This window comes from Dyadobacter sp. CY312, assembly GCF_021390535.1.
In the GTDB taxonomy this organism is placed as follows: domain Bacteria; phylum Bacteroidota; class Bacteroidia; order Cytophagales; family Spirosomataceae; genus Dyadobacter.
Map to the genome: position 1 here is coordinate 266,560 of NZ_JAJUXG010000009.1, position 12,683 is coordinate 279,242.

Below are 12,683 nucleotides of genomic sequence, written 5' to 3' on the forward strand. Positions count from 1 at the left end.
GGTAAGAATGTGTAAACAACAAAAAACTCTACCGGAATCCGATAGAGTATCAATAAGTACAGATCATTCAATTTCTATTCACCCAACACTTTTTTCACCTCATCCCTCACAAATTCGAAGGAAAGTTCCGCGCACGCCAGACCTTCCTTACGAACCAAAAGGGCATTCTCCTGTCGTCCGTAACTACCGGAATAAGGGTTGTAACTGGCAAAGGTTGTGAGTGCTCCCATGAGTATAATTCCAAATGTCCCGGTTGCATTACCCAAATGAGAAGGACCGCTGTCAAGCCCGATAAAATAATCGGCTCGTCGGATTACTTCGGCCGTTTCGAGAATGGTTAGCTTGCCGCAAAGATTGGTATAAGAGCCCGTATTTATCATGAGATTACTTTTTAAGCCAATCTCGACAATCTGATATCCATAATTAGCCGTTATCCAGGCAATAAGTTGCTGCCAACGATCCGCCGGCCAGTCTTTTGGTGCAAAATTGGATTGGCAGTGCACTACAATATAAGGTTTCTTTAATTGAAGTGAGTCTGCCTTGATCCGGTGATGATCCTGCAAATAAAGTCGGGGCTGATCATCAGCAGGAAAGTGATCCTTCAATGGAATAATTCCTGATGTTTTGGCAAATACTTCAAGCAGGTTACCGAAAGTGAAATAATTATGTACGTTAATTCCTCTTGCCTCAGCAACCGGATTATCAGTAAATACATCACATTTTGTACAATGGTTGTTATTTCTGAACTGCAATTCGTATACCTTGTCAAAAACCCTGGTACCTATAATAGTGCGACGTTGTGTTACGCAGAATTCTTTCAGAACTTCATCTATCTCAGGATTGTAATCAACCAGTTCATGGAAAGAAGGTTTAACAAACCACACAATGTACGCGTTGGGGTGCAATTCGCGAACGTACCTGGCAAGGGGTTCAGCAGCAACGATATCACCAAAGTGCTCCGTTCTGATAATAGAAATCAGTTCCTGCCCTTTCTTCAACTCAGCTTTTTTGATGTAAAACCTCAGGGCCGCAAAATAACCGAGCAAATGAGCATTGAATATGTGTGTGTATTTAAAATAGCGGTGCGTCCAAAGTTGACGAAATCTTGATATTGTCATTGAAATTTTCTTTTCCTGTGCGGTCAGGATTATGTCATCTAAGTGCGCAAGTTAATAAAATCCGAATAAAGAGTTGGTTACACTACCATCGGAAACTACCTTTGATTCCACAATCAATTGGTCTCCTGGACATTTGAGACTTTATTAATTATTACTTAAAATTTCCTTTACAGTTATGAAGTTCATGTTACAAGCCGGCGGGATACTAGGTGCACTTGCAGTTGCGTTAGGAGCATTTGGCGCTCACGCATTTAAAGCCATGCTGGAAGCGTCCGGAAGAGCTGACACATTTGAAACCGCTGTGAAATACCAGTTTTATCACGCAATTGCACTTGTATTGGTGGGTCTGCTTATGAAAGGTGCAGGAGCGGATGCGGTAAAACTTCTGGGATGGTCTGGCAATGCTTTTGCAATAGGTGTTATTATTTTTTCCGGATCGCTGTACGCTATATGCTTTACCGGCATTACCAAATTCGGTGCCACAGCACCCATAGGCGGCCTGGCGCTTATTGTTGGCTGGGTGTTATTAATAGTAGCTGCGAGTAAACTCTGAAATAATGGTTAGTTGTTAATGGTTAATTATTAATTGCATTTGTGGACAGCAGAGTGCATTACTTAAACGCATTAACAACTAACAATTCACCATTAATAATTGACAACTAGCCTCTCGAAAGCGTAAATGGCCTTTGCGCGTCTATTTTCAGGAAAATAAAGAGCAAAATAGAGAAAGACCATAATGAGGAACCTCCATAACTGAAAAATGGCAATGGAATCCCAATTACAGGCATAAGACCGATTGTCATACCCACATTTACCAGAAAATGGAAGAAAATGATGCCTGCTACACAATAACCATACACTCTGGCAAATCGACTGCGCTGTCGCTCAGCAAGGATCACTAATCTTGAAATAAGCAGAATAAACAAGGTGACAACGACCAGTGTACCTATGAAGCCATGTTCCTCACCCACTGTGCAGAAAATAAAATCGGTGCTTTGCTCAGGCACAAAGTCAAATTTGGTTTGAGTTCCTTCAAGAAATCCTTTACCGGTCAGACCACCGGAGCCGATCGCAATTTTGGACTGGATCACATTCCAGCCGTCACCCCTTGGATCGGAATCAGGATCCAGCAATACCATAATTCTACCTCTCTGGTGCTTCTGAAGGACATTGTTCATGAAAAAATCCACACCAAACACAATGCCGATCATTACCCCGGCAATAAGTATTGTGGCCCACAGCCCGCCCCGCCGGCGTGTCATAACAGGCATAAGCCAAATCACCAATCCGGCAATTACGATGATGACTCCTGCGATGTACCACTTCACAAATAACAGAGTAATAATAAGCAAAGCTGCGGCGATCATCCCGATTGCCGGAATGAAACCGGGCATTCCTTCTCGGTAGAGCACAATGGCAAAGGAAGCAAACACAAGCATGGAGCCTGTTTCGTTTGATAACAGGATCAGTAATGCAGGAAGAGCAATGATACCGAGTATCGGGTAATAATCTTTCAGTTTCCTGTTAAGACTAATGGCCGGATCACTCAGATATTTAGCGATAGCAAGACTTATAGCAAGCTTGGAAAATTCAGCCGGTTGCAGTGAAAATGCTCCAAATTTAATCCAGGAACGGGATCCGTTGATGTTTGAACCCGCAAAAAGCACTACCACCAGCAATACAATGATGATGGCGTAAATGATAAAGGAGAACGTTTCGTAGAACTTATAGTCAATTACCAGAATACAGGTAATTAGAATGACCGTTGTCCCTATCCACATCAATTGCTTTCCGGCATTGTTCGATAAATCGAACATACTGGTGTCGGCCTCCGGGTTATAAACTGCGGCATATATATTGACCCAGCCAATACCCAGACAGGCGATATAAATCAATACAACCACCCAGTCTACATTTTTTGTTATTGGCTTGCCCTCAGGTATTTCTTTCAATGGAGTTAATGTTTAAAATCTATCGCTTTGCCGGATTTGTAATAACAGGAGTTTTCTTTTTAGTAGTGTCTGGTTTCAGCATGGCTCTTTGCTGATCGGTTAGCACGACTTTACTCATCAGATTCATTTCTTTCATTCTCTTCTCCATCGCTTTGTTACTTACCTGGCGCGTCAGATACTTATCCATGATCAGGCCGGCAATGGGTGCAGCAGCAGAACCTCCGAATCCGGCATTCTCTACGAAAACGGCAATCGCAATTTTTGGATTTTCAGCAGGTGCAAACCCGATAAATATGGAATGGTCGTCTCCCTTCCTGTTCTGCGAAGTTCCGGTTTTACCTGCCACTGTAATACCCTGTATGCGGGCATTTTTGGCCGTTCCGGCTTCCACCGCACCAATCATCCCCTCAATTACCGGTGCAAAGTGCTGAGACGAAACACCAGATTCGTGCCTTGTTCTGTAGATGGGATCAAGCTTTTTGCTGTCTCCAACCCCATGGATCACATGCGGGGTATAGAAGTATCCTTTGTTGGCGATAATTGCGGCAACATTGGCCATTTTCAAAGGAGTAATCAAAATTTCTCCTTCTCCGATACTAATAGAATAGATATTGGAAAACTTCCATGCATTTTCGCCGTAAATCTTATCGTAGTATTTTTTATCAGGCAAATTCCCCTTCCGCTCACTGGGAAGATCTATTCCCAACTGTTGGCCAATTCCAAACTTGCTCACTCTCGCATGCCAATCTTCCAAACCAGCCGCAGACGCCTTAAAGGTATTGGATATGTTGTTGTTGTACATCACACGGCGAAAAAGGTGATAAAAATAGGGATTGCAGGAATGTGTTACCCCCAAAGCGACAGTACTTGTAGCGGGATGATTGTGACATCCAACGGGACAATTGGCATGACTAAAACCTGTACCCGGCGTAACCACGCCCTCCTGCAAAGCAACAAGCGCCTGAATAAGCTTGAAAGTTGATCCCGGACGATAACTCGCCATTACCGGGCGGTTAAACAATGGCTTGTAAGGATTGCGAACCAGAGCGGTGTAATTCTTTGAGAAAAACCTGCTTGCCAAAATATTGGGATCGTAAGTTGGCGCCGACACCATTGACAATATCTGACCGGTCGACGGTTCAATCGCTACTACACTCCCAACTTTATTCGCCATGAGGCTATCGGCATATTGCTGCACCTCCAGATCTATCCCAGAGTACAGATTTGCACCCGCAACAGCCATTGTATCCAATTCTCCGCCTTTCCAGGGACCTTTGTACACACCACTTACGTTCTGCATCACGAATTTGGTACCGCGCTTTCCACGGAGTTCGTTTTCGTAGATTTTTTCAATACCGCTTTGTCCTATATAATCGCTTTGCCTGTAATATGGCTCTTCCTGCTTTTCAAGCTGCCCTTTGGTTATCTCACTCACATAACCAAGCGTATTTGCCAAAGTTTGAGCCGTGTAGGTTCTAAGAGAACTTTTGGCGAACTGAAAACCTGAATAGTCCACCATGATATCTTGTATAGAGGCAAAATCTTCTTTTGAAAGTTGCCTTAAAAAGAGGGATGGCTTTTTCCTGCTATAAGCACTTGCGGCTGCCATCAAGCTGTCAAAATCTCTTCTTTCTATCCCCAGAACCCGGCAAAATCGGAGGGTGTCTGGTACCCTCGCCTTGTTAGGTGTTACCAGCAAATCGTACACAGGCGTGTTGTATACGATCAGCTTCCCGTAACGGTCATATATCTGACCTCGAAAAGGAATTTCTATTACACGTTTAATTGAATTGCTGGACGACACGATGGAATAACTCTCGTCCAATACCTGTAGGTAAAATAGTCGCGCGAGGTAAATTAACCCGACGACAGCAAAAAATCCAATGATGACAAAGCGTCGATTTTCAAGCATTCTGCACTAATAATCCTGTTCTCTCAATTTTAACGCGAAGTTCGTGATATCAAAAGACTTATCAAAGGCTGCACCAAGGCTTTGTCTGAGATTAATTTATCAATTTTTGCAAATTGACGGATATGTCATAAACACCAGCCAAACCGGACCTCTACTCGCCTTTCGCCACAACCATCACCACATCTTCCTTATCAACTATAACGGCTCCTTCGGGCATACCTTTTAATTTCCTGACATATTTTTTTGGAGTGACAATAACAGGACAAAGACTGTCATTTTTTCGTTTCGAATAAAAAGCGGCAAGCTCAGCAGCGCGTTCAATCACAGGAGACGGAAATTTCTTACCCGGCTGGTTTTTAATTATGACGTGCGATCCCGGTACATCCCTCGCGTGAAGCCACAAGTCTTCCTTAAAAGCGTACTGCTTGGTGAGCAGATCATTATTCTTCGCATTTCTACCAATCAATATGGTGTATCCCAGGTACTCCACCTTTTTAAACAACTCTGCCGCAGCCACTGAAATTCCCTGGTTAACATTGGCAATCAATCCATTGGTTTTAATGTAATTGCGTAACTCACGAAGCAACTCCATTTTTTCAATTTCGACAAGATGTTCCAAAATTTTTAACCTTTCACCTTCTCGTGCGGCTAAACTTTCGTTAAGTCTGTCGGTTTCAATTTTCTCGTTTTTTGATTTGCGATAATAGCCTTCCGCGTTTTTCTGAGGAGATAGGTCCTTTTTAAGCTTTATCCGAATCGGCTGATCTCTGTAAAAATCGAACAACTCGACACTCTCCGACCTGGCTGGAATCTGGTGCAGGTTCGCCATCAGGATGTTGGCAATTTCGTCGTTACGTACCGCTTCTTCCAGCTCGACTAATTTCTTAAATGTATTAGCAAGGTAATGCTCGGTTTGCTGTAATCGCTTATTTAAAATTTTAACAATTTCAGCCTTCTCTTTTTCAATTCCACTCAGCCGTATAAACGCATAATAGAATGCATTAAGGGCCTCGATAGGATCGGTGTATGTTGCCATCACTTCTCCGGTATCAATAAGCGAGAGAGCTGGAACCAGCTCGTACTTAACAATGTAAAAATTACCACTGTCCAGCTTTTCGAGTATAGACTGAATAATCTCCCATCTGCGGTTAGCATCCTGCACATTCTGGATGGAACTGTTAAGATACGTGTTGACCAATTTTCCAAACGTAGGAAAAAGAGCTTCGTGCCGCATCCCGTTTTGAAGGTAGGCTTCGAAAGATTGATCAATGGGACGGTCAAAGTTGCCTAACCTAAGTGTGTGATCGGCAACAAGCTTGTTATTAAAAACTTCTGTAACTTCCTGATCTGAGTCAAAACCGATAATATTCGAGCGGTTTCCATACAACTTAAAAACCAGCGAAGTTCCATTTTCGAATTTGATTTCCAATGCCCGTTCATTGAGAAAAATACGAACAAAAGTAATTTTGACTCCGCAGAAGCTGGCAAATAAGTTGACACTGTTGCGCCTCGCTCTGTCAAATTTATCAGGGAAGCTCAGGCAAGCAAAGTTAGATCTCAGCGTAGCTTTTATAAAAAAAAGATCCTCAGATGAATCGTCCGAGCCGGCCGTTGCAAAAACAAGAATCAGCTCGTCTTTTTCCTGGCTGAAAGTTTCCATCAGCACTTTCCCGGTCAGTATTGTATCCAGCCGCGGCGCGAGCTTCTTTAAGAAATAGTAATTCTGGTGCAATTTTTATTGGATTAACACGGCAAAATGACCGCTGTTAAGATTAAATATTTTGGTCAAAAAATCAGATTCATTTCCTCACGCTTTACAGCTTTCAGAAAACCGTTTGTTCTTAACCATTCTTCATTGTAGTAGGTATTCAGATACCTGTCACCCGAATCGCAGATCAGTGTTACAATAGAACCCGACTCTCCCCTGCTCTTCATTTCTTTGGCAAGTTCCAACACGCCCCAAAAATTGGTTCCTGTGGAACCACCCACTTTCCTGTTTAGTAATCGACTTAGTGTCAGCATTGCAGCGAAACTCCCCGCATCCGGCACTTTTATCATATGGTCAACAACACTTTTCAAAAAAGATGGTTCAACCCTTGGTCGCCCTATTCCTTCAACTTTCGAACCTAGCTCGCCACAAATGCCAGCGTCCGCCCCTTTCCAAAAGTCATAAAAAACAGAATTTTCCGGATCAACAACACATATTTGTGTATCATGCTGCTCATATCTTACATATCTGCCGAGCGTTGCAGATGTTCCTCCTGTGCCCGCACCCGTCACAATCCAGTGTGGAACCGGATGTTTTTCGTGCTGCATTTGTCTGAAAATGGACTCAGCAATGTTGTTGTTTCCTCGCCAGTCAGTCGCCCTTTCTGCGAAAGTGAACTGGTCCATAAAATGTCCGCCCGTTTCCTGTGCAATCTCCTGGGATGCTTCGTATACCTCAGCGGGATGATCGACGTAATGGCATCGTCCGCCATAAAATTCTATCGCCTGAATTTTGTCCTGACTGGTTGATTTCGGCATTACTGCCACAAAAGAAAGTCCCAGAAGTTTAGCAAAATATGCCTCTGAAACAGCTGTGGATCCGCTTGATGCTTCTACAACAGTGGTATGTTCATTAATCCATCCATTACAAATGGCATATAAAAAAAGTGATCGTGCCAACCGATGTTTTAGGCTGCCGGAAGGATGTGTAGATTCGTCTTTAAAGTAAAAATCAATATCAGGGAATCCTGGTAACTCCAGAAAAACAAGATGCGTATCCGCCGAGCGCTGATAATCTGCTTCAAGTTTTGATACGGCAGTCGCGAGCCATGATCCCGATTTATGCCTGTTTGTTGATAAGTGCTTCACGTTCTCCTAAATTCTTTTCATGCAAATATGAGCGCATCCTGGCATAAAACAAGAGAAATAAAGAAAAACGCTGACTTGGGCTTTCTACATCTCAATAACCAACCCATCATACGCAAGCCGTACATTCGCAGGAAGTTCCTTTTCCACATCCGCATGTTTGCCAAGCTTGTGGCTCATGTGAATAAGATAAGTTTGCGGTATATTGAGTTTATCTATCAAATCCAGGGATTGTGACAGCGTAAAATGGGAAAGATGCGGTTCCTTCTGAAGTGTATCCAACACCAATACTCGTGATCCCTTAATTTTTTCCTGCTCCTCTTCCGAGATAAAATTGGTATCTGTAATGTAGGTAAAGTCACCGATGCGATACCCAAAAACAGCAAGTTTGTGGTGCATCACCTCTATTGGTGTAACGGATATCCCTTCAATTTCGAAAGGTCTGTTTTCTATAAAATGAAGTTCAAAATGCGGTACTCCTGGATAACGGTAGTCACCGAAAGCATAAGCAAATTCCGTTCGGATCTGATTCAATACTGATTCTCTTCCAAACAACGGAATATCCCGTTGATTTTTATGGTTAAAAGCACGTATGTCGTCCAGGCCGGCTGTATGATCTTTGTGTTGATGCGTAAAAATAACGGCATCCAAGTCTCGCACACTCGCACGGAGCATTTGCTGACGAAAATCCGGGCCGGTATCAATTATAAATGATTTTCCATTAACCTGAATCCAGACAGACGTTCGAAGTCTGTTGTCCCTGGGGTCAGATGAACGGCAAACGGCACAATCACAAGCAATAACTGGTATTCCTTGTGATGTGCCGGTTCCTAAAAAAGTAATCTTCATCCGGATTATTCCGTCAAATGGGCCACCACTTCTACCAGGCGGTCAAAATTAAGTGGTTTCATAAGGGCATCATCAAAGCCTGCTTCTTTGAAATCCTCCTCCGAATAATTCTTTGCATTACCTGTTATCGCTACAATAGGTGTTTTCGCTTTTTTAATATCCGACAATTTCCTGATGCTTCTCGCACATTCCATTCCGTCCATCACAGGCATATTGATGTCAAGCAAAATAATATCAAAATCTTCTTTTTCAAGGAGTTGCAACACTTGCTCTCCATTTTTCACCGAAGTGATTTCATAGTGCTGAAATTCCAGAATCTTCCTTGCCAGATTTTGAATTACTGAACTGTCTTCGGCAATGAGTACTCGCTTTGTGTATGACATATGATGAATCAGGTATTGTGTTTGATAATTTGATAAGGTCAATTTAGGCATATTTCATGCAAGAACACAAATGAATGCGACTGCAAGTCCCAAAATTATTAAAAAAAGTAAATAAACGGTCTATACATTTTCAAACCAGGGTTTCGGATGTAAGTTTGTGGTTATTTTACCAATTCATATTGAGCTGTCATGTTTAAGAATAAAGTTATACGCTGGAGTACGATCGCCATGGTCATCGCCATCCTGGCCTATTTTGTTATAGAAAATTTTGGTGGTTCATCCACCGACGCCGAAGACATCGCTGTAACGCGTCCTCAGGAATATATTGAGAAAATTAACAAGGAACGTGCCGCCAAAGACGAACTCTTCCGTACAGGAAAAGATTCTCCTATTGCTGATAAAGAGAGCTTTCATGGCCTGCATTACTTCAAAGTCAATCCTGAATACCGCGTTAAGGCCACCATTTCTCCTTATATGAAAGACGACAAGGAAATGATCGTCACCTACACGGACAGCACCTCCGAAAAATATGAACGATACGGTTATGCCAATTTCAAGATTAATGGTCAGGATCAAAAGCTTCTTCTTCTCAGAAATGAAAGTGTGATTTCTATTTTATTTCGGGATGAAACAAGCGGAAAAGAAACGTATGGCGGCGGGCGCTATCTCGACTACCCGGTTTCTGAAATAAAAAACAACACCATCACACTTGACTTCAACAACGCATATAGTCCATATTGTGCCTATCAGCCTGACTACGCCTGCCCTGTTCCACCCGCCGAAAATACCTTGCACATTCCCATTTGGGCAGGAGAACAAACCGAGGAAGGGGTTCATTAATCTATTGCAGAAGGAAAGAATTCGCGGGCTCGTTAAACAAAAAGTTTATCGACAAGCTGAGGTTTCAGTACTCTTCAAAGTTAAATCACTAATTTTGTAAAGTGACGTTATTCCAATACCGGCACAAAGAATCGCTAAGCAAAAATATGTACGAGCCATTCTTATTTATTTAAAGTACCAAACAGAACATTATAACCATTACAAAGCATGAGTGGCTGGTTGAAATTACCACTGCTCAGCGCGCTGTTTTTTTAAATACCGCATGAAAATTTCTTATAAGTGGCTTAAAGAATTAATTGAAATAACGGAAACTCCGGAGGAAATAGGAAATCTATTGACCGCAACCGGGCTTGAAGTTGAAAGTATTGAAGAAGTTGAGTCTATCAGAGGCGGGCTCAAAGGAGTTGTTATTGGCGAAGTACTCACCTGCGAGAAACACCCCGAAGCCGATCGTCTCAAAATAACAACAGTAAATGTTGGTATGAGCGAGCCGCTGAACATTGTTTGCGGAGCTGCCAATGTAGCTGCCGGACAGAAAGTCATAGTTGCAACTGTTGGGGCGGTGCTTTATCCCGCGGGAAGCGAAGAGGCTCTTGTTCTCAAAAAATCCAAAATACGTGGTGCGCTGTCGGAAGGAATGATTTGTGCGGAAGATGAACTCGGTGTTGGAACATCTCACGCTGGCATCCTTGTTCTGGACACCGATTTACCTAATGGAACACCAGCAGCAGATTATTTTGGTATTTCATCGGACTACCTTATAGAAATAGGATTAACACCCAACCGTGCAGATGCCGCTTCTCATTTTGGTGTTGCCCGCGATTTAAAAGCGGTTTTGGGAAGAGAAATAAACTTGCCTAACGTCGATGGTTTCAAAGTCACTGATCAGTCGCTGGCAATGACTGTAACTGTTGAAAACGAAGAAGCTTGTCCGCGATATACAGGTTTAACTATTTCAGGAATAAAAGTTGGAGATTCTCCGGAGTGGCTGAAACAAAAACTTCAGACTATAGGAATCCGTTCGATCAACAATATCGTTGACATCACCAATTATATATGTCATGAGTTGGGGCAACCTATGCACGCATTCGATGCAGATAAAGTTACTGACAACAAAGTGATCATAAAAACGGTTGCGGCGGGTACTTCATTCGTAACGTTGGACGGACAGGAGCGCAAGCTTTCTGATTCAGATCTGATGATTTGTAATGCCGATTCACCGATGTGTATTGCCGGAGTATTTGGAGGAGCTGATTCCGGGGTAAGCCAAGAAACGACCTCAATATTTCTTGAATCTGCTTACTTCTCGCCAGTCTGGGTTAGGCGCACCGCACAACGTTTCTCCTTGAAAACGGACTCTTCTTTCCGCTTCGAACGTGGTACGGATCCAAACATGCCGCTTTATGCATTAAAAAGAGCTGCATTACTAATTCAGGAAATAGCAGGTGGTTTTGTTTCTTCTGAAATAACCGACCTCTACCCTGCCCCGCTTGCTGATTTCAGAATTCCAATGAGTTACAGGAATATCGACAGGCTGATAGGAAAAGGTTTGGGTAATGAAAAAATTGAGCAGATCCTTACCGGGCTGGATATTAAAATTGAAGACAAAACTGAAACCGGTTTCACAGCCATTGTTCCTCCGTACCGTGTAGATGTTCAAAGAGAAGCCGATGTCATTGAGGAGATTTTAAGGATTTATGGTTTTGGACAGGTTGAGCTTTCAGAATCTCTTAGCTCTGATTACCTATCCGATTTCCCTGTTAATGACCCTGAGAAACTTCGCATGCGTGTGGCTGAATTACTCGCTGCCAATGGTTTTAACGAGATGATCAACAACTCGCTTACCAAGCCGGAGTATGCCTCTCTCCTGGGAGAAGAGGCAACGGGCAGTACGGTAAAAATCCTGAATTACCTGAGTGAGGATCTTTCGGTGATGCGTCAGTCCCTGGTTTTTTCCGGCCTTGAAGTGATTGGGTACAATATAAATCGCCGCCAACGCGATCTGAAACTATTTGAGTTTGGCAAAACCTACAACCTTATCAATGGCAAATATTCAGAAAAGGAAAGACTGTCAGTTTTTCTTTCCGGAAATATTCAGGATGAGAGTTGGATAGAGAAATCAAAAGAAACGGTTTTCCATGATCTTGCTGGTATCGTTAGTAAGGTTCTGGCATCTATGAAGATTCGTAATACTGAAAAAGCTGAGGCCGACCCGACGATATTTCAATATGGATTAAGCCTGACGGTCAATAAAAAACCTGTGGTAACTTTTGGCTTACTGAAATCCGTAATTACTAAAAAAACCGATGTCAAGGCACCTGTATTGTATGCTGATTTTGACTGGGAATATATCCTGCGTCAATACGACTCTGCAGTTCAATACCGGGAGGTTTCCAAATTTCCGGAAGTAAGAAGAGACCTGTCTCTTGTTGTTGATAAAAAAGTAACTTTTGAAGAGTTACGTCAGGTAGCTTATAGAACTGAGAAACAGCTTCTACGCGCCGTGAATGTTTTTGACGTTTACGAAGGCGCAAATCTGGAAGGTCGAAAATCCTATTCCATCAGCTTTATTTTGCAGGACGATCAGCAAACACTTACGGATAAAGTGATCGACAAATCGATGTCCAAACTTATCTCTGCTTACGAAAGAGAGCTTAATGCCGTTATAAGAAAATAGAAAAGCTGAGTTTGAAACACTCGGCTTTTATAAAGCACGTGTAATTTATAAAACATTCCTTACCTGAGTACCAGAAAAGCCCGACACCCCACAAACCTG

10 protein-coding genes are annotated in these 12,683 nt (G+C 42.7%); 3 read left to right on the forward strand and 7 right to left on the reverse strand.

The window, feature by feature from the left end; genetic code table 11:
• Nucleotides 1-74: 74 nt before the first annotated feature.
• Nucleotides 75-1,118, reverse strand: a complete 1,044-nt coding sequence (locus tag LZG71_RS14255) for a glycosyltransferase family 9 protein (RefSeq protein ID WP_233821346.1) — start codon at nucleotides 1,116-1,118, stop codon at nucleotides 75-77.
• Nucleotides 1,119-1,293: 175 nt separating this feature from the next.
• Here LZG71_RS14255 and LZG71_RS14260 point away from each other — a divergent pair, with 175 nt between their 5' ends.
• Nucleotides 1,294-1,671: a DUF423 domain-containing protein gene (locus LZG71_RS14260; protein WP_233821348.1), complete on the forward strand. Its 378-nt coding sequence runs from the start codon at nucleotides 1,294-1,296 to the stop codon at nucleotides 1,669-1,671.
• 106 nt (nucleotides 1,672-1,777) lie between these two features.
• On the opposite strand, the gene rodA is transcribed toward LZG71_RS14260, so the two are convergent.
• From rodA to LZG71_RS14290, 6 genes are all read right to left on the reverse strand, one after another.
• Nucleotides 1,778-3,061, reverse strand: coding sequence for a rod shape-determining protein RodA (gene rodA, locus LZG71_RS14265; RefSeq protein ID WP_233821597.1), 1,284 nt, complete (start codon nucleotides 3,059-3,061; stop codon nucleotides 1,778-1,780).
• A gap of 28 nt (nucleotides 3,062-3,089) precedes the next feature.
• A complete protein-coding gene (gene mrdA / locus LZG71_RS14270) occupies nucleotides 3,090-4,982 on the reverse strand; it encodes a penicillin-binding protein 2 (protein ID WP_233821350.1) in 1,893 nt (630 codons plus the stop codon).
• A 151-nt stretch (nucleotides 4,983-5,133) separates the two neighbouring features.
• The gene (locus tag LZG71_RS14275; RefSeq protein WP_233821352.1) at nucleotides 5,134-6,714 is read right to left on the reverse strand and encodes an NFACT RNA binding domain-containing protein; all 1,581 of its coding nucleotides are present in this window, start codon (nucleotides 6,712-6,714) and stop codon (nucleotides 5,134-5,136) included.
• 53 nt (nucleotides 6,715-6,767) lie between these two features.
• Nucleotides 6,768-7,838 carry a PLP-dependent cysteine synthase family protein gene (locus LZG71_RS14280; RefSeq protein ID WP_310587758.1) on the reverse strand — a complete coding sequence of 357 codons (1,071 nt, stop codon included), beginning with the start codon at nucleotides 7,836-7,838 and terminating at the stop codon, nucleotides 6,768-6,770.
• 84 nt (nucleotides 7,839-7,922) lie between these two features.
• Nucleotides 7,923-8,684, reverse strand: a complete 762-nt coding sequence (locus LZG71_RS14285) for an MBL fold metallo-hydrolase (RefSeq protein ID WP_233821354.1) — start codon at nucleotides 8,682-8,684, stop codon at nucleotides 7,923-7,925.
• 5 nt (nucleotides 8,685-8,689) lie between these two features.
• Complete coding sequence (locus LZG71_RS14290; RefSeq protein WP_233821356.1) at nucleotides 8,690-9,067, reverse strand: response regulator; 378 nt, start codon at nucleotides 9,065-9,067, stop codon at nucleotides 8,690-8,692.
• 189 nt (nucleotides 9,068-9,256) lie between these two features.
• Here LZG71_RS14290 and LZG71_RS14295 point away from each other — a divergent pair, with 189 nt between their 5' ends.
• Together LZG71_RS14295 and pheT are read left to right on the forward strand one after the other, a co-directional pair.
• Complete coding sequence (locus LZG71_RS14295; protein WP_233821358.1) at nucleotides 9,257-9,907, forward strand: DUF1684 domain-containing protein; 651 nt, start codon at nucleotides 9,257-9,259, stop codon at nucleotides 9,905-9,907.
• A gap of 262 nt (nucleotides 9,908-10,169) precedes the next feature.
• Complete coding sequence (gene pheT, locus LZG71_RS14300) at nucleotides 10,170-12,584, forward strand: phenylalanine--tRNA ligase subunit beta (RefSeq protein WP_233821360.1); 2,415 nt, start codon at nucleotides 10,170-10,172, stop codon at nucleotides 12,582-12,584.
• The last annotated feature ends 99 nt before the right edge of the window (nucleotides 12,585-12,683 follow it).